Here is a 25,975-nt window from a genome sequence, read left to right as displayed (position 1 = left end):
CCGGCGGCATTAGATCACAGCGGTTCTTTGTAATAGGGGCAAATCCAAACCGGCCCGGGCCGCGTACAAGTTGGCACATCTTTCTTTTCCGGAGCCCCCATGACGATTGCAGCAGCCTCCGACACGCCCGCGCCGCACATCCAGGCTCCTGGCGGGCCGGCGCTCGATATTGCGGTCATCGGCAGCGGCATTTCGGGGCTTTCGGCCGCCTGGCTGCTGTCGCAGCGGCACCGGGTCACGTTGTACGAGGCCGACAACCGGCCCGGCGGCCACAGCAACACCGTGCAGGTCTCGAGCGGGGCGGGGGTGACCCCGGTCGACACGGGCTTCATCGTCTACAACGAATCGGCCTACCCGAACCTCACGGCATTGTTCGCGCACCTGGGCGTGGCAACGCAGCCTGCGGAGATGTCTTTTGCCGTGAGCCTGGACAACGGCGCGCTCGAGTATTCGGGCAGCGGCCTGGGCGGCCTGTTCGCGCAGCGCGGCAACCTGGCAAGTCCGCGTTTCTGGTCGATGCTGTACGACCTGGTGCGCTTCTACCGGCAGGCGCCGGGCGATGCGGCGCAATACGGCCTGCTGCCGCTCGATTGCTACCTTGATGCGCGAGGCTACGGCCAGGCCTTCAGGGAAGACCACCTGTACCCGATGGCGGCGGCCATCTGGTCGACCCCCGCCGCGCGCATCGGCGACTACCCGACCGAGGCCTTCGTGCGCTTTTGCGAGAACCACCACTTGCTCAACCTTGGCGGCCGGCCGCTGTGGCGCACCGTGGCGGGCGGCAGCGTGCGCTACGTGCAACGGCTCACCCACGGCATGGGCGACCGGCTGCGGCTGGACACTGCCGCCGTGCAGGTGCGGCGCGAGGCCGACTCCGTTCTTGTGCTGACCGAAGGCGGAGGCGCGCCGAGGCGGTTCGACCATGTGGTGCTGGCCACGCACGCCGACCACGCGCTGCGCCTGCTGCCGGACGCAAGCAGCGCTGAAACTCGGCTGCTCGGCGCCTTCGGCTACAGCCGCAACCGCGCGGTGCTGCACAGCGACCCGAGCCTCATGCCTCACCGGCGCGCGGTGTGGTCCAGCTGGAACTACATGGCCGACCGCAGCCGCGGCGGCGCGCTGTGCGTGACCTACTGGATGAACAGGCTGCAGAGCATTCCGGAAAGCACGCCGCTCTTTCTCACCCTCAACCCCGTGCACGAGCCGGCGCGCGAGCATTTGATCGGCAGCGAGGTGTACGAGCACCCGGTGTTCAACTCGGCCGCCATGCGCGCGCAGGACGAACTCTGGTCGCTGCAGGGGCAGCGCCGCACCTGGTTCTGCGGGGCCTACTTCGGATCGGGCTTCCATGAAGACGGGTTGCAGGCCGGCCTGGCCGTGGCCGAGGCGCTGGGCGGCTTGCGCCGCCCGTGGACTGTGCCGAACGAATCGGGTCGCATCAAGCTGCGTCCCACCGCTGCGGCGGAGGCTGCTTGAAGCAAGGCTCCGCCCTCTATCTTGGCCGCGTAACGCACCAGCGGCTGCGCCCGGCGCGCCACCGGCTGGGCTACCGCGTGTTCTCGCTGCTGGTGGACGTCGACGAATTGCCGGCGCTTTCGCGCAGGCTGCGGCTCTTTTCATTCAACCGCTTCAACCTGTTCAGCCTGCATGAAAGCGACTACGGCGCGGGCGACGGCATGGCGCTGCGCGGGTATGTGGAACGGCAGCTCGATGCCGCGGGCCTGCGCACCGGCGGCGCCATTCATCTGCTCAGCATGCCGCGCATCCTGGGCTACGCGTTCAATCCGCTCAGCGTGTACTTTTGCGGCCACCCGGAGGGCGGTGGCCTGCAGGCCGTGCTCTACGAGGTGAGCAACACATTCGGCCAGCGCCACAGCTACCTGATTCCGGTGAGCGAGGCCGAGCGCCATGGCGAGCGCATCGCGCAGCAATGCGCCAAGCACTTTCATGTGTCGCCGTTTCTTGATATCGACATGCGCTACGACTTTCGCGTCGAGCCGCCTGATGCAGAGCGCAAGGGGCTACGCATCGGCATTACCGCGCGCGATGCGGAAGGCGCAGTGCTCACCGCGAGCCTGGATGCGCAGCGCCGACCGCTGGGCGATGCGGCACTGGCGCTGGCCTTTTTCTCCCACCCGCTGCTGACCTTCAAGGTCATCGCCGCCATTCACTGGGAGGCGCTGCAGCTGTGGGTGAAGGGCGCGCGCTTCCGCTCTTGCCCGCCCGCGCCCGCGAAGCCGGTCACCATTGCTGGAACCAAGGACTCATGAGCAATTCAACTTCTTCCACGTCCAGCGGCCTCGAGGCTGCGGCACTTGGCTCGCCCGTGGGGCTTGCTCCAACGTCCTGGATTCGTCGGCCGCTGCGCCGGCTGCTGGCGCGCCTGCTGCGCAGCGTGCACTGCGGCGCCATTTCCGTGGAACTGCCCAATGGCGAGCGCGTGGAAGGCCGCGGCGCGGCGGCCGGCCCGCATGCCGCCATCAGGCTGCACCGCTGGCGGCCGCTCGCGCGCATGCTGCTGCGAGGCGACATCGGCCTTGCCGAGTCTTACCGCGATGGCGACTGGTCGAGCCATGACCTGACGGCGCTGCTCGAATTCGGTATTCGCAACGAGGCCGGCTGGGGCCGCGTCTTCGAGGCCTCGCTGCCCGCGAAATGGTTCGGCCGCGCCGTGCACCGCATGCGCGCCAACACGCGCCGCGGCAGCCGGCAGAACATCTCCTTTCACTACGACATGGGCAACGCCTTCTATGCCCAGTGGCTCGATGCCGACCTGATCTATTCAAGCGCGCTGTATGCCACGGGCGACGAATCGCTCGAAGAGGCGCAGGCGGCCAAGATCGATCGCATTGCCGAACTGCTTGCGCCGGCGCCCGGCGACTCGGTGCTCGAAATCGGGTGCGGCTGGGGCGCACTCGCACTCGCGCTGGCGCGGCGGCACGGTGCACAGGTCACGGGCCTCACGCTTTCCGCCGAACAGCTCGCGCATGCGCAGCAGCGCGTGCAAGAAGAGGGGCTGTCAGCGCAAATCGACCTGCGCCTGCAGGACTACCGCGACGTGCAGGGCCGCTACGACCGCATCGTGTCCATCGAAATGCTCGAAGCCGTGGGCGAGCGCTACTGGCCGGTGTACTTCGACACGCTTCGCGAGCGCCTGGCGCCGGGCGGCACGGCGGTGGTGCAGGTCATCACCATTGCGGACCAGCACTTCGAACAGTACCGCCGCAGCCCTGACTTCATTCAGCGCTTCATCTTTCCGGGTGGCATGCTGCCGACGGTGCGCGCGCTCGAGGCCGAGGCTGCCCGCGCGGGCCTCACGCTGGAGTGCGCCGAATCGTTCGGGGCCAGCTACGCGGCCACGCTCGCGGAATGGCGGCACCGCTTTCTTGCAGCATGGCCGTCCATCGAGCCGCTGGGATTCGACGCCTCGTTCAAGCGGCTGTGGGAGTACTACCTCTGCTACTGCGAGGCGGGCTTTCTGTCGGGGCGGGTGGACGTGGGGCTCTTCACGCTGAAGCACGCGCCGAGCCAGGCCGAGCCTATACCGATCGCCCGTCGAACTGCGTGACCGGTATCGCCTGCAGATCGATGCCTTCGATGCAGCGGATGTTGATGGCCGCCATCGGCTCGCCCGACGGGGCCTTGGCCTCGCCATAGGGATGAATGCCGCACTCGGGGCAGAAGCGGTGCTTGATCACGTGCTTGTTGAAGAGGTAGACGCTGGTGTCTTCTTCGGGCGTGAGCAACTGCATGTTGCCGCGCGGCACAAACCACATCAGCGTGCCCTTGCGCTGGCACATGGAGCAATTGCACGACAGAGCCGAAGCGATCTCGCCCTCGGCCTCGAACTTGATGCGGCCGCAGTGGCAGCTTCCCTGGTATTTCATGCGGAGTGTCCTCTCATTCAATAGTTAACCGTTGGGTTGAGTATTGGATAAGTGCGGCGGTATTGTCAAGCGCCGGCGGCACGCTTCAATTCGGCCGGCGCGTGCCCATACGCCCTGGAGAACGCCCTCGAAAAAGCCGCGGCGCTCCCGAAGCCGGCCCGCCGCGCCGTCAGCTTCACGGCGTCTCCGGCCGCCAGGTGCCGGCGTGCCAGCGTGAGCCGCCAGGAGCTCAGGTACGCCATCGGAGTCATACCCACCGTCGCGCGAAACGCCGACATGAATGCGCTCCTGGACATGGCCGTTCGGTCCGCCAGGTCGTCCACCGTCCATTGCCGCGACGGCGCTTCGTGAATCGACACCAGCGCGCGATGCAGCACGGGGTGCGCAAGCCCGGCAAGCAGACCCGGCTTCTGCGCACCAGTGTCGATCGCGCTTCTCAGCACCATCAGCATGAGCACTTCGGCAAGGCGGTTCAGGGCGGCGCTGCGGCCGCATCGGCTTTCAATGGCCTCTGAAAGAAATGCCTTCGCGGTGGCCTCCAGCGCCAGCGACTCCTTCAGGGGCACCGATATCTCGTCGGGCATGGCGCTCATCAGCGGGTTGGTGTCGTTGTCGAAATCGACATGCGCCGCAACACGCAGATCAGGCGGCAACGCGCTGAAGCCATGCAGCCGAAAGACGACCCGGGCACCGGCTTCACCGTCCATTCCGTCCTCGCCCGCAAGCAGCAAAACCGGTCCGCGTGTGTGAGGCTCGGCGAGCACGGCAACCCGCAGCTTGAACACCTCGATGAACGCCGCAAGACGGTCGGCCTTGGCCGGCTTTGGACTTTGAATCATGGAATCTGGACTCTTCATGATCGCAAGCATGCGATCTTTGAGGCTCGTTTGCAACCACCTCAAAGGAACACCCACATGCTGACCCCCCGCCAACAAGCCCCGGAACTCGTGGTCGATACCCTCGCCGGCGGCCCCTTTCGCCTGGCCGACGACGCACCCGAGCGAATGACGCTGCTGTGCTTCTACCGGGGCCTGCATTGCCCGATTTGCGCCACCTACCTGAAGGAGCTTGAGCGGCTGACCCCGTCATTCGCCGAGCGCGGCGTCAGCACCATTGCCATCAGCTCGGACGGCGAAGAACGCGCACGCGCCATGGCCGAGAAGATCGGCGCAGCCAACTTGCGCATCGGCTACGGGCTTTCGCTGTCGAAGGCCAGGGAGTGGGGCCTGTACGTTTCGGCGTCTCGCGGCAAGACGTCCATCGGCATCGAGGAGCCGGCGCTTTTCTCGGAGCCAGGCTTGTTTCTCGTCAGGCCCGACAACACCGTTTACTACCTCTCGGTGCAGTCGATGCCTTTTGTACGCCCCAACTTCGCGGAGATGGTGCAGGCGCTGGATTTCGTCATCAAGAACGACTATCCGGCCCGGGGTGAGTACACAGGCCCGCTGCACGAGCAACCGGCCTGAACAGGTAGCGCTGCCTATTCCGCCGCAATGCCCGCGGCCTTGATGATCTGGCCCCAGCGGCTGAGTTCGGCCAGCTGGAACCGCGCCAGCTCTTCGGGCGTGGAGAGCGCGGCTTCCATGCCGGCCTGCTCGACCAGTTTTTGCACCGCGGGCGTTTCGATGGCGCGGTGCATGAGCGCATTCAGCCGCTGCACCACCGGGGCCGGCGTGCCGGCGGGCGCATAGAGCGCGTTCCAATAGCCGAACTCGTAGCCCGCCAGCGATTCGGCAATGGCCGGAACGCCCTGCACCAGCGGCAGGCGCTTGGGGCTGCTCACGCCCAGTGCACGCAGCTTGCCCGCCTTCACGTGGGGCAGGGTGGTGGCAAGGTCGGCAATCATCAGGTCGGTTTGGCCCGCCACCAGGTCGAGCACCGCCGGCGGGTTGGCCTTGTAGGGCACGTAGTTGAACTTGGTGCCCGTCATCTGCTGAAACAGTTCGGTGGCCACCTGCGCGGACGAACTACCCGAGCCGTAGTTGAGCTTGCCCGGCGCGGCCTTGGCGGCGGCAATCAGTTCGGCCACGTTGTTGGCCTTGACCTGCGGGTTGACCACCAGCAGCTGGTAGCCCTTGGTCAACAGCGACACCGGCGCGAAGTCCTTGATGGGGTCGTACGAAAGCTTTTTCTGCAGATGCGGGTTGGCCGATTGCGTGGTGTTGGTGGTCATGAACACCGTGTAGCCGTCGGGCTGGGCACGCGCGACAAACTGCGCCGCAATGCCGCCGAACGCGCCGGCCCGGTTGTCGACGATCACGGGCTGGCCCGTTTCCTTGGTCAGCTCCAGCCCGATGGCGCGCGCCAACCCGTCGGTGGCACTGCCGGCGCTGGAGCCCACCACGATGGTGATGGGCCGCGCGGGAAAGTTCTGCGCGCTGGCGGCGCCGCAGAGCGGAAGGAGCATGGCAAGGGCCAGGAGCGATCGGCGATGGTTCATTGGTTTGTCCTTAATAGTTATGGAGAGAGAAAAAGAAAGAGAGAGCGGCAACTTCGAATCCGCGCACTGCCGCAAGAGATCAGCGCAGCAGGTTCCAGCCCGACATGAGTGCATGCAGCTGCCGGTGCTGGTGGTCCGTCAACGGCCAGGCCGAAGGCGGACGGGTCGCGCCGCAGTCGTTGCCCATCAACTGCAGTGCGGTCTTCACCACGGTCACGTTGGTGCCGTTGTTTTCTTGCGCGCGAAGCTCTTCGAAGGGCAGCATCTCGCCGATGAGGCGCATGGCCAGCGCATGGTCGGCCGCTTCGAGCGCGTTGTAGATGGCCACCGAGCGCTCCGGCAGCACGTTGATGAGGCCCGAGGTAAACCCGCGTGCGCCCACGGCGTAGAAGGGCGGTGCCCACACTTCGGCCAGGCCGCCCACCCAGGCCAGCTGGCGGTCGGCGGTGCGGCGCATGGCCTCGGCCAGCACCAGCGGCGTGGGCGAAGCCCATTTCACGCCCACGATCTCGGGGATGCGGCAGAGCTCTTCGATGGCGGCCAGGCCGATGTTCTCGTTGCGCAGGTACAGCACCATCGGCAGGCCATCGGCCGCGTCCGCGATCTTTCGCAGGTACGCCACCACGCCGCGCGGCGCAACGAAGGGGTCGGGCGGCTGGTGCACCATCAGCGCGTCGGCACCTGCCTGGCGCGAGGCACGTGCCAGGGCGCAGGCCTCGTGAACGCTGCGGCCCACGCCCGCCAACAGGGGCACGCGGCCCGCAATGCATTCGGCTGTGGCATGCACCATGCGCTCGGCCTCGTGCGCCTGCAGGCCGTAGAACTCGCTGGTGTTGCCGTTGGCAACCAGCACATGCACGCCGGCCTGCACGGCGCGGTCGACCACCGGCTTGAGCGGTGCAACGCTGATGGCGTCGCTGGCGTCGAAGGGCGTTACCAGAATGCCGGAGATGCCGTTGAGTGCCTCGCGCAACGCGCGGCCTTGGAAAGAACTCATGTCGAATACAGGATTGGAAAATGGATGAAGCGCGGAGAACGGCTACTCTAGGAGCCACCGGCAACAGCGTCCAATCCATACATGGGATGCCGCCATTCAAGATTTGAATCGTGTTCCAGCTCACCCAACTCCGCTGCTTTGTGGCCGTTGCCACCGAATTGCATTTCGGCCGCGCCGCCGCATCGCTGAACATGACACAGCCGCCGCTCACCCGGCAGATCCAGCTGCTGGAGCATGAAGTGGGCGTGCTGCTGCTGGAGCGTGCCGGCGGCAGCGTGCGGCTCACGCCCGCCGGCGAGGTGTTTCTGCGTGAGGCCGAAGACATCTTGCGCCGCAGCCAGGCGGCCACGCTGGCCGCGCGTCGCGCCATGCGCGCCGATGCCGGCAGCGTGACCATGGGGTTCATTCCCGCGGCCAGCTTCACCATGCTGCCGCAGCTGCTGGCCACGGTGCGCGCCCAGTTGCCCGACGTGCAGGTGATGCTGCGCGAGATGCAGACCGCCGACCAGATCGAGGCCATTGGCGCCGACCGAGTCGAGCTGGGCATCGTGCGGCCGTTTGCGCCGCGCAGCTTTACCGAATCGGCCGCGATATTCCGCGAGCCCTTTGTGCTTGCAGTACCGGCGGAGCACCCGCTGGCGCAGCTTGAATCGATTCCGCTGGACGCGCTCGAAGGGCAGGCCTTCATCGAGTTCTGCCCATCGGAGTCGCGCTACCTTTACGAGCTGGTGGCCGGGCGGCTGCGCGCCGAAGGTGTCGCGCCCGAGGTGGTGCAAACGCTGAGCCACACCCATTCGATACTGTCACTGGTGAACGCGGGGGTGGGCGTGGCGGTGGTGCCGCACTCCGCGCACAGGCTGCGCTATGCCGGCGTGGTGTTCAGGCCGCTGCAGGATGCGAGCGGCTTCGATGTCGAGCTGCACCTGGCATGGCGCCGCGGCGGCCGGCATGGCGTGGCGGATACGCTGCGCATGCTCATCCAGCAGGCGTATCCGGCCCCTGCAAGGCCGTAGGGCCGCCTACCTGGGGGCGGGCACTCGCCGGAGCACGTCGTCGTAAGGCGCCAGGTCGAGAAAGGCGACGACCTCGCTCGCGCGCCTGTCCTTCATGCGGAAGATCCACACATAGCTGTTGTTGTAGGGCACGCCGTCGGCCGCGGTGGTGGCGCCGTCCCAGTGCACGACCACGTCGTTGCCGTTGGCCCAGATGTCTTTCACCACCGGGCGTATGGGCGCGGACAACCGGTCGGCAAAAGGCTTTACCGCACGGTCGAGAAAATCTTGCCGGCCGCGGTAGGTGCCGGCCATGGGGCTCGTGCCCTTGATGGTCCACACCACGTCGGGCGACAGCACATCATGAAAGAAGGTTTTGCCGCCTTGCTGCCACTGCGCGAATGCATCGGCAATGAACTGGCGGTTGCTCTCCGCCACTTGCTGCGAAGCTGCGGTATTGGCCGCCGCGTGCAAAGGCACAAGAGCGCCAAGGCTGAGCAGCGCCGCGGCCAGGGCGGGCGCCCACAGCCGGGAAAGATATCGTGGCTTGGTCATGCAGAACTCCTTTGTGTCGGGTTGAGGGTCAAGCGAACGGGGCCCTAAAGCCGAAGACAAGTCTGCCGCCGCAAGCCCCGCGCCGTTAGCAAGGTTGTCCAGCTTTCTTGTACGATCCTCCGAGAAAACGGGCCCGCCTCAACACTCTTTTCATGACCGATTCGCTGCTTACGCTGAATGCCGGCTCGTCATCGATCAAGGTCGCGCTGTTCGACGCGGCCGAGGGCGGTGGCTCGCTCCCCGTTGCGCGCTGGTCGGGCCAGGCCGATGGCCTCGGCACTGGCCTCAAGCCCAGGCTGCGAGTGCACGATGCAAGCGGCGGCATGCTGCACGATGCTGCGCTCGAAGGCGACCAGGCTTCGCACCAGGGCGCGCTGGCCGCGCTGCTTGAGTGGCACGCCCGCCAGCATGACGCCAGCCGCATTGCCGCGGTGGGCCATCGCATCGTGCATGGCGGCGGCAGCTTCATGGAGCCGGTGCGCGCCGATGAGTCGGTGCTTGCCGAACTGGCAGCGCTGGAGCCGTTGGCACCGCTGCACCAGCCGCACAACCTTGCGGGCGTGCGGGCTGCCATGCAGGCATTCAACGGCGTGCCGCAGGTGCTGTGCTTCGACACCGCTTTTCACGCCACGCAGCCCGATGTGAACCGCCGCTTCGCGCTGCCGCGCGCACTGCACGATGCGGGCGTGCGCCGCTACGGCTTTCACGGGCTGTCTTATGAATCCATCGTGGCGCAGTTCGCCGAGCACGCGCCGCAACTCGCGCAACAGCGCGTGATCGTCGCGCACCTGGGCAATGGGGCTTCGATGTGCGCCATGGCGCAGGGCCGCTCGGTGGCAACGACGATGAGCTTTTCTCCGCTCGACGGCCTCACCATGGGCACGCGCTGCGGCCGGCTCGATGCGGCCGTGGTGCTGTACCTGATGCGCTCGCGCGGCATGTCGGCGGACGAGGTCGAGAAGCTGCTGTTCCGCGAGTCGGGCCTGCTGGGCCTTTCGGGCGTGTCCAGCGACATGCGCGAGCTAGAGGCTTCAACCGTGCCGGCAGCCGCAGATGCCATTACGCACTTTGCGGAGCAGGTGCTCCAGCACATGGGCAGCCTTGCCGCGGCGCTGCGCGGTGTCGATGCGATCGTCTTCACCGGCGGTATCGGCGAAAACGCCGCCGCGCTGCGCGAGCGCATTCTCGAAGAATGCGACTGGCTGGGCGTGAACGTCGATACGGCTGCAAACGCTGAAGGCGCCACGCGGCTGACCACGCCCGAGAGTCCCGTCAGCGCCTGGGTGATCAAGACCGACGAAGAGGCCGTGATTGCACGGCACACCGCGCGAACCCTCAGGCCTGGTAGTTGAGCCTGAGCCCCGGCGTCGGCCAGTCGTCGATGGCAATCAGCCGTCCGCTGCCCGACAGCGTGACGTAGGCCGTGCGCATGTCGCGCCCGCCAAAGCAGATGTTGGTGGTGTAGCGGTCGGGCAGCGGCACGTGCTCGCAGGTGCTGCCGTCCGGCGCGACGATGGTGATGCCGCCGTGCAGCAGCGTGGCCACGCACAGGTTGCCCAGCGCGTCGGTCGCCATCGAATCGAAGCGCTGGTAGTGCCCGCCGGGCGATGCGCACAGCATGCGGCCGCCGTGCGGGGAGGGCCAGCCGTCCTTGCGCAGCCGGCCCGGTGCCGTGATGTCGAAGGCCCAGAGCCGCGCGCCTTCGGTTTCCGCGTAATAAAGCGTGCGGCCGTCCGGCGACAGTGCGATGCCGTTGGGTGTCATGGCCGGGCACACGACCGCGTGCACGCCGCTGCCATCGCTGTGGCCATGGAACACGCCGCCGCGGTCCATGTCGCGCTCGCGCGTCTTGCCCAGGTCGGTGAAGTAGAAGCCGCCTTGCGCGTCGAACACGATGTCGTTCGGTCCGCGCAGCGCGCTCCCGTCGACCGTGTCGTACAGCCGCTCGGCCTGCCCGGTGGCAAGGTTCACGCGCTCGATGCGGCCGCCCGAATAGTCTTCAGCCTGGCCCACGGGGCGGTGGCAGCCATCGGCTTCGGTGTGCCAGCGAAAGCCGCCGCTGTTGCACACGTACACCGCGCCGTCGGGGCCAATGGCCGCACCGTTGGGGCCGCCGCCCAGGTCGGCCACCACCTGCACCAGCCCGTCGTGCCGCACGCGTGTGAGCGTGCCGCGCGCAATTTCAACCAGCAGCACCGAGCCGTCGTCCATGGCAATGGGCCCTTCGGGAAACTGCAGGCCGGTGGCGAGTTCGCGGATTTGCATCGGAGGCCCTTTCTCTTGCTGGGGCCGCCTTTTTACACCCGCGGTTGCGTTTCAGTCGCCGCCGCAGCCGCTGCGCTCCAGCACCGGCAGCAGCTGCGGCCCCAGCGACTTGAGCAACTGCGTTGGCAGCGCGCTGGTGAACTTGTAGCGCGCGGCATGGGGCTCGTGCACGTAGGCCATGATGGTGCCGAAGTAGCGGTCGCCAATGGTGAACGCGAAGGTGGCCGAGCGGCTGATCTTGCGCTCTGCAGACTTGCGCCCGCCGCCCGTGTGCCCGTAGCGATGATCACCCGTGCCGGTCTTGCCGCCCACTTCGAGCGCGCGGCCGTTCGCATCGACCAGCACCCCCTTAAGCCGACGGGCCGTGCCGTCTTGCACCACCTGGACCAGCGCTTGGCGCACGGTGGCGGCCACCTCGGCGGGCAGCACCTGCTCGGCGCTTGCGTTGCGGGGCTCCAGCCGTGTTTCGTATGGCGTGTCGCGCGCAAAGTGCAGAGAGCCCACGCGCTGCACCGGCTGGCGCATGCCGTCGCTGGCGATGATGCCCATCAGCTCCGCCAGTGCGGCCGGCCGGTCGCCCGATGCGCCGATCGCGCTTGCATATGAAGGCGTGAGCGATTCGAACGGATAGCCCAGGCGCTGCCACGAGCGGTGGATTTGCGCGAAGGCGTCGATCTCGATCAGCTCGCGCAGGCGCGTGTCTTGCGCGCTCTTGTGGCGCGTCTTGAAGAGCCAGGCGTAGACCTCTTGTCGTTCGCCGGTGCTTGCGTTCAGCACCTCGGCCAGCGTGGCGCCGGGGTGCTTTCGCAAATAGCCCACCAGCCACAGCTCCAGCGGATGCACGCGCGCCACGTAGCCGCGGTCGGCCAGCGAAAGGTTGGCGTAGGTGGTGCGCAGCGCCCGCAGTTCGCGCGGCGAGCCGTCGTATGCGCGGCCCAGCTTCTGCGAGAGCAGTTCTTCGAGCCGTGCCTCGTCGGCCTCGGGCTCCACGGTGAACAGCACGCTGGCCAGGCGCGGTGCCGAAGGCCTTACGCCGCGCAGCAGCAAGGCCTGGGCATCGGCAGCCGGCAGGCGCTGGTACTTGCGATAGAAGCGCATCAGAAAGGCCGAGCCTTCGCGGTCGGCAAAGCGCACGAGCAGTTCGCGCCGGCGCGGGTCGGCCGGGTCTTTGAGCAATTGCTCCGCGTCTGATTCGCCGCCGAACATGCGGTGACGCACCACGTCGCGCATCAGGCGAATAAACACCAGGTTGATCGAATGCTTGAAGCCTTCGCGCACCGTGATGAACTCGTTGTTGCGCGAGCGCTCGAAATTTTCGAACTGGTGCAGGCCGCCGCCGGTAAAGAAGGCTTCGCCCGGGTTAGCCGAATACTTTCGCTCCATGGCCGCTTCGAGCATGGGCGCCAGGCGCTTGTCCTTGGCGCGCAACAGGTACTGCCGCGCCCACACGCCGAGCGGGTCGCGCGGGCTGGGCGCAAGTGCCGTGAGCTGCGCGGTGCCCAGGCCGGCCCAGCTGGCGTGCAGCTCGGCCACCAGTTCTAGGTAGCTCACCAGCGTGCGCAGCTTGGCGGTGGAGCCAAGGTCGAGCCGCGCGCCCTGGTTCACGTCGAAGGGCTGGTCGATGCTGTCTGCCTGAACCCGCAGCAGGCTGCCCTGCGGGCCGCGCTCGAAAAGCGTGAAGCTGTAGACCAGCGGGCTCGGATCTGCGCCCGCATCCAGCAGGTGCGGGCCGTACAACCCCGCCGCCTTGGCCGCAGCCGGCGTGCGCAGCCCGGCCAGCACCTGTGCCGCCAGCGCTTGCGCCTCGCCGTCCAGGCTGGTTTCGGCCTCCAGGTCGAGCCGCTCCAGGTCATAGGCGCGCGGCACGTCGAGCAGGGTGGAAATGTGGGTGCGCAGCGCGCTCGTGGCCTTGCGCTGAACGAAGTCGGGCCGCGCGGTCGGGGGCAGCTCGGGCCGCAGGTGCAAGGGCAGGGGCAGCGCCGCATCGCGCAGCGTGGGCGAAATAACGCCCGCCTCGGCCATCAGCCGCAGGTAGCTATTGGTGAGCCGGCCCAGGCTTGCGCCGTCGCCCAGCAGGTGCTGCGACGGGCGGCGCTGCGCAATCATCAGCGACAGCGCCTGCTTGAAGGCCTGCGCTTGGCGCCGCAGCGCATCGGGCGTGGGCGCGGCGCCCTCCGCCTGGTCGGCAAGCAGGCGGTTCACCTCCCGAAAGTCGCGCCCATACCAGGCCCACAGCCCGTCGCCCATACCGTGCACCTCGCCCATGCCGGCGCGCGCGGCCAGCGGCACCGTGTCGAGGTAGTCGACCACGATCTGCCGGCGCCGCGCCAGCGTGTCGTCGCCGTCTTGATAGGCCCGCACAGATGCAGACGCCATTTGCCGCAGCTTTTCGCGCACCGAGCCCGTGCGGCCGTGCGGCGAATGGCGGTACTTTTCGATTTGCGTGGCCAGCGTGCTGCCGCCCGTGGCCGACTGGCTGGGGCTGAACACCCGCAGCCCATGCTCCAGCGCGGCCTTGGCAAAGCGTTCGGGATCGAGCGCCGGGTTGCGCTGCGGCGGCTCCGCGTCGAGCAGGTGGCGGTCTTCGACGAACAGCAGGCTGCTCACCAGCAGCGGCGGCACCTCTTCGAAGCGCTCGTACGCGCGCTGCGGCACCCGCGTGTGCAGCAGCGCCGTGTTGCGGCAGTCGCGCACCGTAAGGCCGGCCTGGTTCTTTTCGCGGTAGGGCGTAAAAAGCCCGTGCTCCTGCAGCTCGATGAGCCGCGGCGACATGCGCGCCTGCCGGGTGATGGTGAAGCCATGCGGCCCGAGCCGCTCGATGAAGCGGGGCAGGTCGTGATAGCCCATCCGTTCGTCGTAAGGCCCCGTTTGGGGAAAGCGAATGGCATTGCTGGGGCCCGAATCGACGCTGAAGGTGGCGCCGGCGGAAAAGTCGCGCCACAGGGCGGATTGCAGGCGCGAAGTCTTCAGTTCATTGACCACCAGAAAGGCACCGAGCGCACCCAGCACGGCGAGCCCAGTGCCGATCCAGAAGACCTTCTTGAACCTTGTCATGCTCTGCCTCGCACACGGTCTGCAACGCGGGTTCGCCCAAGGCGATGATGCGCCTTTGGCAGCAGTTTGGGTGGTGCGGGGCAGCCTGAAACGAGGGAGAACTACCTATAGGGGGTTAGCGGTGTGCCGGCATACAAATGCGGGTTGCCGCCGGGCTTCGAAAAGGGGCGTCAGCCCACCGCCTTGATGAGTCGCTCGCGCCCCGCCTTGGCCAGCATCGACGCCACCGCGCAAGAGGCCAGGCGCGCCGGCTCCGAGTCGGCCCGGCTCGTCAGGATGACCGGTACCCGCGTGCCCAGCACAATGCCCGCCGCATACGCCCCGCCTAAGAAGGTGAGGCTCTTTGCCAGCATGTTGCCCGCGTCCAGGCTGGGCACGATCAGCACATTGGCGCGGCCCGCCACCGGCGACACGATGCCCTTGATGTGCGCCGCCTCCGCGTCGATGGCGTTGTCCATGGCCAACGGTCCGTCGACCTCTGCGCCGGTAATCTGCCCGCGGTCGGCCATCTTGCACAGCACCGCCGCATCCAGCGTGGAAGGCACCTTGGTGCTCACCGTTTCAGTGGCCGAGAGAATTGCCACCCGCACCGCGGGCATCTGCAGCGCATGCGCAAGGTCGATCGCGTTCTGCACGATGTCGACCTTTTCATCGAGCGTGGGCGCAATGTTGATGGCCGCGTCAGAAATGATGAGCGGCTGCGGGTGCCCCGGGACGTCCATCACAAAGCAGTGGCTGATGCGCCGCGACGTGCGCAGCCCGCCCTCGCGCCGCACCACCGCGCCCATCAGCTCATCGGTGTGCAGGCTGCCCTTCATCAACGCATCGACCTCGCCGCGCAAGGCCATGGCTACGGCCGCGTCGGCTGCGGCGTGGCTGTGGGGGTGTCGACGATGGGGATGTTGGAGAGGTCTGCATTCGCCTCGCGTGCTGCGGCTTCGATTTTTGCGCGGGGGCCGATGAGTGTTGGGGCGATGAGGCCGAGTGCGGCTGAGGCGAGGGCTGCTTCGAGGGATACGGCGTTGGCTGGGTGGACGACTGCGACGCGCAGGGGAGGGAGGGCGCGGGCTGCGGTGATGAGGCGGTCGTAGTGGGGGTGGGTGGTGGAGGGGGAAGGAGACGGGGAAGAGGGCGGCATGCGGGCTCCGGTGGACGGGCGTTCCTGGATTACGACATTGCCCTGATCAACTCAAGCGCGCGACCACGCGCATCGGGCGCGAGCGCGTAGAAGGCGAGCAGCAGTTCTGCCGCATCGTCATCCGTGGCGTAGAAGTAAGCGACCGGGACGTTGAGCACAGCAGCCAACCGTTCTACGGTCAACCAATCCGGCGCGTGTTTGCCCCGCTCATATTGGTTCATTCTGGCGCTCGATGACATCTCGTCGATGCCGGCCATGATTCCCAACTTCTCCTGCGACAAGCCGGCCCGAAGTCGAGCGGCCTTTAGGCGCTTTGCAAGTACCGACAAAAAAAGCACCCCTAACAAATTCGATCAGGGATGCTCAAAGTTTCTGGCATTGGCTACACTAAGGATTGCTTAGTAAAAGCGGAGGCTCCCCTTGGACGCGTCAGACATTCTTGAGAACAAGGTGTCCCAATTGCAATCTCTTTTGAGTTGCTGCTATGGGGATGGGGGTGAGTGGTTCGAAGTGATCGGGGCGAGGCATCGGGACAACATCATGTGGATTGCTTCGGATCTGGCGGATGAGGTCGGCCGGCTCTCTCAAGAAATCTTGAAAGGAACCAATTCGATCTCTAGCGAAACACCGAAGCGTTGCGCGAGGTCGCAGAAAAAGCCGATGAGTGATGCCGCGCTTGCGGCCTTCGAAGCGAGCCAGGACATCGAGGCTTTGCTCGTGCAATCGGCTCGCGAAATGGGCACTAGGAAAACGCACACGGTCTACGTACCTGTTGTTGCCGCAACGTGTGGTCGGTCGTGTGAAGGCCAAATAGAAGCAGATTAAGGCCCGAGCTTCTGCAACTCGGACGCTCAAGAAGGCACAGTCATTTGCTCATCGGGACAATCATGTGGATTGCTGCGACGTTGGCAAGTAGTGCAGCGCAGTTGTTTCAGGAACTCGCGAATGAAGATCTCGGGTCGCAGCGCATTGGGTAATTTCATCGTTCGCTGCGGATCAGCATTGCCAGCCTTTCCCCGGTGGCTTTAGCTTTGGCCACAGAAGCAACTTCGCACTCCCATGCCACAAGGACTTTCCAGCCTGCTTCTTCAAGTGCCTTTGTCACGCGAGCATCCCGAGCCATGTTCTTTTGGAACTTCTCGATCCAGAATGATGTATTGCTCTTGGGCGTAGTGGCGATGCTGCAATCGGCATGTCGATGCCAGAAGCAACCATGAACGAAGACCACTGTCTTGTAGCGTGGCAGCACGAGATCGGGCTTGCCCGGCAAACCCGCTCCGTGTAGCCGATAGCGAAAACCCAACCCGTGCAAGACCCTCCGCAGTGCCAGCTCGGGTCGCGTATCTTTGCCCACGATCCGCGACATTCTTTCCGATCGTTCTTTGGGGGAAAGAAAGTCAACCATGCCTGATCCTCGAGCTACGGATTGTCGGGGGGCTGCTTCTCTAGCTCGTAGAACGGAAGTCCACGAATGACTTCGCCCGCCACATCGAACGACTTGTATAGACAATGGTGGTTTGGCAGTGTCTTGACACGATCGGATAGTTCCCCAAGGTCTGAAGTAAGGCCAAGCGCTCCCAACTCCGCGGGCGTCGCATTTGGCACCTTATGGATGAACCATGTCAAAAGCGGTTCCCTGTAGTCCGTAGCGCTGGTCTTGAAGTGCCGCAGGTATTGCGATGCCAGAATCACCCCGGCTCCAAACTCGCGACCTTGGAGTAACAGCTTGCGTAGAACGTCGAACTCATAACGCATGATGTTGTCGGCTTCGTCGACAAGCAGGTAGGAATCGATCACACGCAGCTGAGGGGAGGTGCCTACAAAAGGACGTTTGGGCGTCTTGAGCATGTTCTCATAGAACATATTTAGCATGATCGCAACCAGCATGTTTTTGCTTCGATCGTCTTGACCCATAGCGTCGAGCGATATCACGACAATCCCATCAAAAAAATCGTCGAAGGGCTTTGTCTTGGATGGGTCCTTCTCAAACACTTCCATATCCACAAGATCATCGATGATTGCCATCGGCGAATCAGACTTTCCACCTAACAGCTCGCGGTATTCCGCATGGATATCGTAGATGGTTGGCTGTCGCCCTTGGGTGGAGCAAGTCTCGTACGCATTTCGAACTGCGCCCTTGAGTTTGTCGCGTTGAACCGGTCCGATACCTGAATAGACCTTGTCGAGCACATCAGTAAAGAAGCGGAACCGATCCAGCCACGGCGCAGCGGACTCCCCCATGGATGCTGTATCGAAGAGGTTGAGTGGCAAGCGTGTCGGTTTAACTACTCGTGCGCCGGTTGCCTGCACGAAGTCGGGGCTGCTGTAGTCTTTCTTGTAGTCGAATATCAGGAGCCTGGGCTTGATACCTCGATTGTCCTCACGTGCCGTGGCAATCTGGAAGATCAACGACTTGAGCAACTGTGTCTTGCCCGTTCCCAAGTCGCCGACCACCCCGATGTTGAGCTGGTTAAGCCTCGTATCCGAGATGTTTAAGGACAGGGGGCGGGGCTCGAAGCCATCGACTGTTCGACCAACGGAGAGGACGATTCCACGTGAGACTTCTGATGTAGCGTGGGCTGGAACGATATCCGGGGAACCGGTCGGTGAAGAGGGTCTGATCGATCCGGCCGATGGATCGTCGGTCGCTTTGCCGATTGTGGACAGTTCCTGCGTAGGCCTCTCCGCTGTCCTATCGTTGTCGGCACCAGTATCGACTCGGGAGAGGGCGGAACTCTCACCTGAATTCCCAGCCTCGTTTGCTTGGTCCGTCGACGGTAGCAGATTCCAGCTCCCGACTTTGGTGCGAACAGCATCGTAGAAACCTTGCGCATCTCCTGCGACCATGCGACCCGCATCCTTGGGCGAGATGAATACGCTCTCAGCGAAGCCATCACTATCGTGATCACGCGCCTCGCTGTCCGATGAACCATCCATAACTATGAGACGACCGTTGGCGTCGATCGTAATAGAGGCGTCAGGACCGAGGATCGCCGCAGCGATGCGCTCGTGATAACCCGCCCATCGTCCGGCCTGTTTGGCGACGAGTTCGTGCTGACTGTAGACGCGCAGGCCAAACCCGATCATCGATAGCAACAGGTGCTGGTACGCGAGCCGCCAGGCAACGGATCTGCTCGCGCGCTCCTTGACACCTTTTAGAAGCGAAGACAACGACTTGGCCTGTGCAATGGCTTCCCTCGCATCGTTCGGGCTGAAGGTACTTCCTTGCCTGCACTTCACCTCTATTGGCGTGAGGTGAATGCGGATTTTGGTTTCACTGGCGTGGATGCCAATGACTAGAAGGTCCGGGCGCGAGAGCGACGCATCCTTTCGTTCCTTGCCTAGCGACCGGGCGAGGTCCGCCAGATAGCCGCGGAAGGGATCGACCGGAATAATGAGCGCAATAGAAGCGTCGTCGGACGAGCCGGAAAGGACCGGCAGCAAGCTATCGACGTTGCCTGATACCCGGAACTGGTCTTGCAGCAACCTCACTGCTAGGAATAGGCCCAGGTCGCCGGTCGCCCCAGTGTCGTCACCGGAGAGGCCGCGTACGGTAGGAATGCCACGCCTCGCAACCTCGAGGAGTATTTGTTCGACTTGCGTATCCGGAAGTTCCCTGCATCCGGGTAACGGCTCAAGCACTCTTCCAAGGGCCTCGCGGTCAGCGCCTCTTACTTGGGACAGCAGGTAGTAGCCGCTGGTGTCGCCGGCGCGATGCGAGTAGGCCGGCAAATCGTAATCCCATAAATAGGTCCCCTTGATCCAACCTCCGAGGAAGCAGGCAGGGTCGATCGCCGATGAAGAAACCGCTACGAAGCCCGCCTTTTTTTCCTCGAGCATGTTTGAAATCGCATGCACGTTCGGTGCGAATTGAAGTCCGATCTTTCCGTCCTGACCGCCCTCCAAGGCGACTATGCAGGCGGACACCTTGTCGGCGAATACGTCGCCCGATGGCGGCATGAGCAATCCTTGTCGTGACTCGCTCAAGAAAGATCCATGCAGCTGGCGCCGAACCCTATGCCGGATCAACCCCCCAAAACCGAGGGGCGATCGCATCCCGACCTCCGTAGACTCGGGCTGGGCGGAGTCCAGCTGGGCGATGATTCCCAGGTCGGGCTGAGTTCCCGGTGGCTGCCCTTCGAACCATCGCACATGGTTGCCCGTATCCTCGGAGAGGTTGGCGATTGCAGCCTGATCGGGACGCGAGCTAAGGGGACGCGTATCAAAGACCTCTAGTATCCGTGGGCCCACACCTTGCCTAGACGTAGTTTTTTGCCCGCTGCCGAATCTTTGAGAACACCAAACAGCCAATCCTTCGTTGCAAGCGTCGGTAGCTCCGCCAGCGCTGGACACCACAAGGCTGACCACAGGCTTTGCCGCGAGCAAGTCCGAGACATCCTCGAGCGCCCTCGCGACTTGCGCAGGACTGAATCCACTCGAGATACCGCCTACTACTAGGCCGAAGGTGTGGTCGAAAGGGGCTTGCCGTGACTTGATCGCGATTTCGCTAAGTCGCGAACCGTTCCACAGCACTGACCAATAGTCCGAGTTGCACTCGACGGACAGGAAGTCGATTCGGTCTATACCCGCAGGCCCCCCTGGGGCCTGCAGAGACATTGCCAGTAAGTCGGGGACACAGTCGGGATCTAGGATGCTGGCTGCGGGACAGGGGCGCTTGTCGTCTCCCTCCACTTCGTCGAAGAGCGCCTGCTGAGCAAGGCAATGCCACGCCAGCCGCAGGGGATGCAACGGGGAAAGGATGATTGCGTCTGGTATGCGGCCGAGGGTGCGACCGTCCGCTTCCCGCGGGCACACGGCAATGGCATCGACCCAGCATGCTATGTCCCGATCGGCAGCGAGCCAGATCATGTATGCATCTAGGTAGACCTCAACAAGGGCACGAAAGCCGGGATCTTGAGAAATCCACTTGCCTAGCGGTGCTGACTCGAGGAGGCCAGCCTGTTCACTGGTTTGCCTTATGCGCGCGGCGATCTTCTCGCGAGCATCGACAAAGCCCGGCGGAGCTTGGAACAATGTTGCCTCTGGTCGGGGATCATGCAGGAACCGGGCTTGCGACAAGATCGGTCCGTGGGACGCATTCCAGTCTGGCGGGGCCCACTTGGACGCATAGTCATCAGCAAGCACAAGCGGAATGAAAGATGTCGCGACGTTCTGTTCGTCAAGGATCCATGATTGCAGGCTCGAAGATCGAGCATGACGATCAAGTTGAACGACGGCCTTCGTATCGAATTTTTCTAGGTGTTGGCGGTTGAGCTTGATAAGTCGCTCGAACTCGCTCCTGCAGCCTTCCTCTTTGGCCTCTTCGCAGGTGATGTAGACCCTGCAGTTCTCAATCCCGGGCCGTCCGACGGGGTGGAAGGAAATCTCAAGCTGATACTTACCATCTGCATCTATCTCCACCTGGAATTCGCCCGGCCTGACCTCATGGACAAGCAAGTCTTCGCGGCCTTCGCTGAGCCTATCGGTCGCATCGTCGGGGACGCCCGCCGCTGCGGCGATGCTCACGCCCGGTGAGACAAGTAGGAGCAGTTCGTAGCGCCCTGAGCCGGGCAACGACAAGGAGGCTTCCCAATCTGCTCCTGTGTTGGTCTTGGTGGGCTTCTTCGGTGGCGAGAGTTTATTCGCCATCCTGCATGTAACCAGGATGCCTGGAAGCCAACTCGCGAGCGAGATAACCCGGGCCGTTGCAGCCTTTCGGCCAGAAGCTGCAACCTTATAGGTGATTGGCGTCTTCTGTCCCGACAGCGAAGGCGTATCGTGGTGTGCGACGGTTCCATCGACTTGGATCGGTAGCGCTGTCTTTCCCATGGATCCACCAGTGAGGAGTACCTGGACCGGCTCCTTCCCCTCAATGGGATCGACGGATATGGAAAGTTCGACGCAATCACGCACGACTGCCGGCATGCCTCGGGTCACGGGAAGAATGGCATTGGCGCAAGCGACGGTCAGATCCCCTGTGGCCTCGTCTAGTTCTTCCGAGAGAAGTTCGGACCAGCATTCGGTTGTAAGGGTTGTCCACCATGATGGAGGCGGTTCAAGTTCCAGCGAGTCCTGCGGTAAGTAGAAGGCTTGTGTCGCGCGCTCGAAGGTCGTGGGTATTTCGCAGCCCGCTTGTATATGGGTGAGGAAAACCGGGAGTGCCTTCTTGGCGGCTTCGCTGGCACTGGGGCTGTTCAACATGCGATCCACACCAGTCTTAAAGCCATCTGCCATCTCATCGGCGATTTGTTCCAAGATGCGTAGGGATGGCTTGGCGGCGGTCCCACCATCCTGCATCGGGGGAATGCCGCAAGCGAGTGACAGCGCAGAACCGGGTGACAGCCCTAGTGTGTTGCCTTGAATGGAATAGATGCGGGACAGCAAACGCCAGACGGCCATGCGGCTGCCCTCGTCCCGATCTACTTCGTCGATCGCAGCGGCCGCATGCTCGACGAGCAGCTTCCCGTCATCGAGAGCACCCTCTTCCAATCCAGCGTTCTTCAAGCCCTGGATAACTAGATGTTGGACAAACCCGTCTTCCCACCACTCATCGAAGGTCGCATGTCCGGTGTTGCTGGAGGCGTTCATTCCGAACTCCTCAGTCGTTGATGCCACCGACCTGTTGTTGTGCTGCCCAGGGGGCATGAGCGCTACAAAGCTAGGACTGCTGGGGTTATTGCGGATGTCGAGCAAGTGGTTTTCGTCACACTTGCCCGACACACCTATTCCGGGGTTGGAACCTGCGGTCTGGCCAGCGGGAAGCTGGAGTAAAACCGGCGGACTTACCTGGTGAGGACCTTGTCCCGATAAGGGAGGCATACCGCCCAGACGGGCAAGCTCTTCGAACACACTTTCAAGGAGATCAAGTGGCGGCCCATGGAAGATGAATCGCGCTTCAAAGTTGTTGCTGCCCGTGCGTCCCTTTGCTGAATCCTCGATCTTGTCGCGGACGATGGCGGCAAGTGCGTGTACCAGTCTGTTCATTATTTAGGTCGTGGCCTGGGTGATGGGAAACGGCGGTAGCAAGAGCATGCCGCTCTCTGCATCAGGGCTGTCGAGCACGAGGCCAAGCATCCTTAGTTGTTGGCCCAAATCATTCCTCGCGATGTCGTAGCGGTCGACCACGATGCCATAAGCTGCTAGGTGCTGGCCGAGCCGATGAATAGAGCGAGGCCCACCCATGCCCGCTAGGGCACAGTGCACAAGTGCGAGCACGGCGACAGGGCCAAGAGATACGACCCAGGGGCTGGCCGGACTGCTGCCCTTTTTCCTAAGGACATAGCCCTGGTCATATCCTCGCAGCAAGTGGACCGCGGTCTGGCGTTGGCCGAGAGCGTGTCTGGCGAACTCAAGCAGGTTCGCCCCGATACCCTTCTTGCAGTTGAGTGCTCGGGCCTCACGCTCCCGGATGTCGACTAGGGTTGCCGCTATTCCGACTGCCTCTAGGGCCGCTCCGTGGTTACGGACATGCTGGCACAGTCGCGCGATGCCCTGGCTGGACGAGAGGTCTTCTGTAAAGGGCGCGCCAGCCTGCTCCAATGACCATAGGAGAGTGTTGATTCCCAGGCGCGCCGCAAGATAGCCTGAAGCCCGGTCCTTGAGCCCGTGCAATGCCTTGCCCCCATACGTCATGTACTGGGGTGCATTGGGAAAAATTGATAGCCGGGCCTCTGCTTCTCCCGCTGGGCCCTTGCCGGCAAGGGCTTCTGAGAGGCAGCGCCATGTCCTCGCTTGTACATCGCAGAGCCAAGTTAGGTGCGCTACTGCCGCCAGCCTGAGGACGGCCTCGAGCAAGCTTGTCCATTGTCGACGAGTCATTGCCTCCTTAGCATCGATGACCGCCCGCAGATCTTTCGCAAATTGCCTCGCAGGTAGGAATGGCACTTCATCAAAATCTGCACTGGCCAACGTCGCGACGTCTGATGCCGCGACAGGGGCAAGCTGCCAGGTCGAGGAAGGTCCATTCCAAGCGAACGTTTCTTGTTCAAGCCATTGGGCAAAGACATCATCCTGCTCGCCGATGCTCAGGGCGAGAAATAGATCCGTCCAGAGACGCAAAGCGGTTTCGTGGTTTTTAGAGCCAAGCCAGACCATGCGTCTTACCAAGCTTCCGGCTGGCCATGAATTACTGCTGAGGCGGGCGGACCCAGAAAAAAGCGCAACCGACGGAACCATCGGTGTTACTTGCAGGAATCGCTTGGATGATTGGTTCGGTAGCTTGGGACTCTCTAGGACGCCGTGGAGTACCGTATTCCAGGTATCAACACGCAAGGTCGTGCCGTTGGGAGGTGGAAGACGTTTGTCACGCAGCCTCTGTAGCTTCCGGTCCAAGTCTCGGCCCGCCTGCGGAACACTTCCCTCGCTAGCTGATGCGAACCCAATCGTCCGATACAGCGACGCGACCAGAACCTCGGAGCTTGCATATTCAGGGGATGGACTTATCGAGAGTGCAGACTCCTTGTATTTGGCATGAGTGTTTTCTCGCTTCCAGGGAGCTTGCTTAAAGGTAGCCAACGTCATGCCTGCTCCTTGATGTCGAGCGCGACAAATCCGTTCCAGGACTTCCCAATCTCGGTGCCGTCGGCGCCAATCCTGATCCTTGCATCCATAAGAATGTCCGAGTCGCGCACGATCGGTCCGGATAGTCTTGCCTTCGTCGTATCGAGCAACGCAACGACTGTCCGAGGCAGCGCGGCGGGAGAGAGTCCGCGCTCCATCTCCTTTAGGGCCTTGAACAAGTCGTAGGTCAACGCAATCGGTTGCGAAGACTGGCCCGCACCGACGTCTAGGAAACAGATGGGGGAACGTGGCCTTCCCTCCGTCGGCAAGTGAAGCATTCGAACTTGCCGGACAGGTACGACCAGAGTTGCCTGGCGTTGCAATGGGGGAAGAGGTTGCCCAAATGTCGTCGTAAGTGAGACCTCGAAGCCTTGGCCCTTGTTCAACAAGTTCTTCACTTGTTTCGCGACCTCGAAGAGGCGCTGCCCCTTGTCGTCTTCCTCTACCACTTGTTGGAAGGATTGCAGAATGGGCGCATCTGCCATGACGGCCGAGCGAGTGCAGATGCTGCGTCTGGTCAGCCGGCATGCAAAGTCGCGCAGGATGCGTTGGATGCGGCTTGCTGCGACCGGTTTCTTCCGGCGCACTGAGGGAGATGACAACATGTTGTCGGCCTTGGCCAACCGTTTCAATAATTCGAGCTCAGTCGCAGACAACACCTGATATTTGCGGATGAAATCGATTCCGCCGGTGAGAGACCGGCTGAACCTAGTGTCCAGTTCGCCCAGCACGACTTTGCTGCGGCTGCTGACTGCGACCTCGGCGTCGGGACTTGCCAGGGCGGGGTCTAGCAAATCAACCAGGCTTTCCAACAGGGAGGCAATTGTTGCTGGCAGATACGGAGTCTTGCGTTCCGCTAAAAAGTGTTGAAGGCCCAACAGGGTGCGTGTTTCGCTAGTTGCCTTGTCAAGGCCAAGATCCTTGATGTCCTGTCGCAATGAGCTGGCAGCGTCCGGATCCCAGCGATGGAATAGCGCGTGCTGGTAGCCAGAAGCTACAAGGTGGAATATGGCTGTCAATTGTTGTCGACGTGGATTCCTAGCCAACTGCCCCGACTTGTCCTGCTCTCCTAGATGCATGGCCCATTTGCAGGGATCGCTTTGATCACCGTCTCCGGCAGGACCGTTGCCAGCTAGCAGGTAGGAAACGAGGGAAAACAAGTCCCGGAAACCCCATCGTTTTCCGCTGGCAAGCTCATACCAGCGAAGTACCTGCAGCAGGGCGGCACGAGGCTCTTCGCGAGAGAGCAGGGCTTGGCTATTGCAAAAGGGGCAATCGCTGCCTGCTGGGCATCCTCCCGGAACTGGCCAATGGTCTGGCTTCGTGGCGTATGACAGCAGGGCGGCACCAGGGGAAGTGGCCCCATCTTCAGGGCTGACAAGTAGCGACTCTGCGTCCATCGGCCATATGGCAATCGATGGGAAGCCTTCGAGGGGCCAACAGCGAGGGGCATTCGACGATAGGCTGACCGAGCGTGTAACAGCCTCGAGTAGGGCCCGCGCCTTGCTGAGATCATTGTCAAGGGCATGTATTAGTGCGTCATCGAGGACGCCGCGGTTGACGCAACAAAGGTAGTGCCGCGATTCGGGTCCTTCGAGCAGCGCGAGGAGTTCTTCGATGAGCAGTTCGGCTGCCGTTCGCCCCTCATGCCCAGCTGTCACTGAGGCGTCCTGCACGATGGAGAGGTCCAATGGCGTTGCGGAAGCGGCGAGGCTGCCAGCGTTCACGCGAACGATTCTTGCCACGGCTTGCCCGGGTGGTGGGTGAAACGCTGCAGAAAGCGTCTGTATCAGCCGTCCTTCGGAACCTAGCCCGCTGTCCATGCAGTTGATCGTGTGCTCAATGGCCTCGGTCTTGCCATTCCCGGGTCCGCCAACGAGCAACAATATCCGTGGAGTGGCCGGCGCACCCGCTGCAACTTGCGCAGCCCAGACCTCGAGCCTAGAGATCAGGTTGGTCCGCAGCAGCTCTTTTCCTGGTCGCCCGCTATGGGAGTCGAAAAGTCGCTTGACCCCTCCGGAATGATGACCAGCCCATTCGACCAGATCCCTCGGGAATCGAGGAATTCCGATAGGCGTATCGTCCATG

At 63.4% G+C, this 25,975-nt stretch carries 19 protein-coding genes and 1 pseudogene; 7 read left to right on the top strand and 13 right to left on the bottom strand.

What is annotated here, in order from left to right; translation table 11 throughout:
- Positions 1–99: 99 nt before the first annotated feature.
- The 3 genes from V9L21_RS11015 to V9L21_RS11005 are packed head-to-tail and all read left to right on the top strand — an operon-like array spanning position 100 to position 3,568.
- Entirely contained in the window at positions 100–1,476 is a 1,377-nt protein-coding gene (locus V9L21_RS11015) for an NAD(P)/FAD-dependent oxidoreductase (RefSeq protein WP_337311756.1), read from the top strand.
- Entirely contained in the window at positions 1,473–2,270 is a 798-nt protein-coding gene (locus V9L21_RS11010; RefSeq protein ID WP_337311754.1) for a DUF1365 domain-containing protein, read from the top strand. The genes V9L21_RS11015 and V9L21_RS11010 overlap by 4 nt, the downstream gene beginning before the upstream one ends.
- Entirely contained in the window at positions 2,267–3,568 is a 1,302-nt protein-coding gene (locus tag V9L21_RS11005; protein WP_337311752.1) for a cyclopropane-fatty-acyl-phospholipid synthase family protein, read from the top strand. Before V9L21_RS11010 ends, V9L21_RS11005 begins: the two co-directional genes overlap by 4 nt.
- Here the strand turns inward: V9L21_RS11005 and V9L21_RS11000 are convergent.
- Both V9L21_RS11000 and V9L21_RS10995 read right to left on the bottom strand, forming a co-directional pair.
- Complete coding sequence (locus V9L21_RS11000) at positions 3,540–3,887, bottom strand: GFA family protein (protein WP_337311750.1); 348 nt, start codon at positions 3,885–3,887, stop codon at positions 3,540–3,542. The genes V9L21_RS11005 and V9L21_RS11000 overlap by 29 nt on opposite strands.
- A gap of 65 nt (positions 3,888–3,952) precedes the next feature.
- Positions 3,953–4,726 (bottom strand): AraC family transcriptional regulator, encoded by a 774-nt coding sequence (locus V9L21_RS10995; protein WP_337311748.1) that lies wholly within the window; start codon positions 4,724–4,726, stop codon positions 3,953–3,955.
- A gap of 75 nt (positions 4,727–4,801) precedes the next feature.
- Between V9L21_RS10995 and V9L21_RS10990 the strand changes: the two genes are divergently transcribed.
- Positions 4,802–5,353: a peroxiredoxin-like family protein gene (locus V9L21_RS10990; RefSeq protein ID WP_337311746.1), complete on the top strand. Its 552-nt coding sequence runs from the start codon at positions 4,802–4,804 to the stop codon at positions 5,351–5,353.
- A gap of 14 nt (positions 5,354–5,367) precedes the next feature.
- Here the strand turns inward: V9L21_RS10990 and V9L21_RS10985 are convergent, their stop codons facing one another.
- Both V9L21_RS10985 and V9L21_RS10980 read right to left on the bottom strand, forming a co-directional pair.
- On the bottom strand, positions 5,368–6,327 hold the full coding sequence (locus V9L21_RS10985) for a Bug family tripartite tricarboxylate transporter substrate binding protein (RefSeq protein ID WP_337311744.1): 960 nt from the start codon (positions 6,325–6,327) through the stop codon (positions 5,368–5,370).
- A 79-nt stretch (positions 6,328–6,406) separates the two neighbouring features.
- Entirely contained in the window at positions 6,407–7,324 is a 918-nt protein-coding gene (locus tag V9L21_RS10980; protein WP_157615009.1) for a dihydrodipicolinate synthase family protein, read from the bottom strand.
- 110 nt (positions 7,325–7,434) lie between these two features.
- Between V9L21_RS10980 and V9L21_RS10975 the strand changes: the two genes are divergently transcribed.
- The gene (locus tag V9L21_RS10975; RefSeq protein ID WP_337311742.1) at positions 7,435–8,337 is read left to right on the top strand and encodes a LysR substrate-binding domain-containing protein; all 903 of its coding nucleotides are present in this window, start codon (positions 7,435–7,437) and stop codon (positions 8,335–8,337) included.
- Positions 8,338–8,343: 6 nt separating this feature from the next.
- Here the strand turns inward: V9L21_RS10975 and V9L21_RS10970 are convergent, their stop codons facing one another.
- Positions 8,344–8,871 carry a nuclear transport factor 2 family protein gene (locus V9L21_RS10970; RefSeq protein WP_337311741.1) on the bottom strand — a complete coding sequence of 176 codons (528 nt, stop codon included), beginning with the start codon at positions 8,869–8,871 and terminating at the stop codon, positions 8,344–8,346.
- Positions 8,872–9,023: 152 nt separating this feature from the next.
- Here V9L21_RS10970 and V9L21_RS10965 point away from each other — a divergent pair, with 152 nt between their 5' ends.
- Positions 9,024–10,223 carry an acetate/propionate family kinase gene (locus tag V9L21_RS10965; RefSeq protein ID WP_337311739.1) on the top strand — a complete coding sequence of 400 codons (1,200 nt, stop codon included), beginning with the start codon at positions 9,024–9,026 and terminating at the stop codon, positions 10,221–10,223.
- On the opposite strand, the gene V9L21_RS10960 is transcribed toward V9L21_RS10965, so the two are convergent.
- The 4 genes and pseudogenes from V9L21_RS10960 to V9L21_RS10945 form a co-directional block, all read right to left on the bottom strand.
- A complete protein-coding gene (locus tag V9L21_RS10960) occupies positions 10,207–11,136 on the bottom strand; it encodes an SMP-30/gluconolactonase/LRE family protein (RefSeq protein WP_337311737.1) in 930 nt (309 codons plus the stop codon). The two genes, V9L21_RS10965 and V9L21_RS10960, sit on opposite strands and share 17 nt — an antisense overlap.
- 51 nt (positions 11,137–11,187) lie before the next feature.
- The gene (locus tag V9L21_RS10955; RefSeq protein WP_337311735.1) at positions 11,188–14,190 is read right to left on the bottom strand and encodes a transglycosylase domain-containing protein; all 3,003 of its coding nucleotides are present in this window, start codon (positions 14,188–14,190) and stop codon (positions 11,188–11,190) included.
- A gap of 170 nt (positions 14,191–14,360) precedes the next feature.
- Positions 14,361–15,328 (bottom strand): annotated as a pseudogene (locus tag V9L21_RS10950) (bifunctional enoyl-CoA hydratase/phosphate acetyltransferase).
- A gap of 29 nt (positions 15,329–15,357) precedes the next feature.
- Positions 15,358–15,666: a helix-turn-helix domain-containing protein gene (locus V9L21_RS10945; RefSeq protein ID WP_337311733.1), complete on the bottom strand. Its 309-nt coding sequence runs from the start codon at positions 15,664–15,666 to the stop codon at positions 15,358–15,360.
- 82 nt (positions 15,667–15,748) lie between these two features.
- On the opposite strand from V9L21_RS10945, the gene V9L21_RS10940 reads away from it, so the two are divergent.
- Positions 15,749–16,153, top strand: coding sequence for a hypothetical protein (locus V9L21_RS10940; protein WP_337311732.1), 405 nt, complete (start codon positions 15,749–15,751; stop codon positions 16,151–16,153).
- Positions 16,154–16,307: 154 nt separating this feature from the next.
- Here the strand turns inward: V9L21_RS10940 and V9L21_RS10935 are convergent, their stop codons facing one another.
- Genes V9L21_RS10935 through V9L21_RS10920 form a run of 4 tightly spaced genes read right to left on the bottom strand, consistent with a single transcriptional unit; the run spans position 16,308 to position 25,974 of the window.
- Positions 16,308–16,733 (bottom strand): very short patch repair endonuclease, encoded by a 426-nt coding sequence (locus tag V9L21_RS10935; RefSeq protein WP_337311730.1) that lies wholly within the window; start codon positions 16,731–16,733, stop codon positions 16,308–16,310.
- A 14-nt stretch (positions 16,734–16,747) separates the two neighbouring features.
- On the bottom strand, positions 16,748–22,312 hold the full coding sequence (locus V9L21_RS10930; protein ID WP_337311728.1) for an ATP-binding protein: 5,565 nt from the start codon (positions 22,310–22,312) through the stop codon (positions 16,748–16,750).
- Between the two features lie 3 nt (positions 22,313–22,315).
- Positions 22,316–23,848 carry a hypothetical protein gene (locus V9L21_RS10925; protein ID WP_337311726.1) on the bottom strand — a complete coding sequence of 511 codons (1,533 nt, stop codon included), beginning with the start codon at positions 23,846–23,848 and terminating at the stop codon, positions 22,316–22,318.
- Positions 23,845–25,974: a hypothetical protein gene (locus V9L21_RS10920; protein WP_337311724.1), complete on the bottom strand. Its 2,130-nt coding sequence runs from the start codon at positions 25,972–25,974 to the stop codon at positions 23,845–23,847. Before V9L21_RS10920 ends, V9L21_RS10925 begins: the two co-directional genes overlap by 4 nt.
- Between the last annotated feature and the right edge of the window lies 1 nt (position 25,975).

Source organism: Variovorax sp. CCNWLW235 (assembly GCF_037204085.1).
Taxonomy (GTDB): Bacteria; Pseudomonadota; Gammaproteobacteria; order Burkholderiales; family Burkholderiaceae_C; genus Variovorax.
This window is presented reverse-complemented; position numbering and strand designations above follow the sequence as displayed.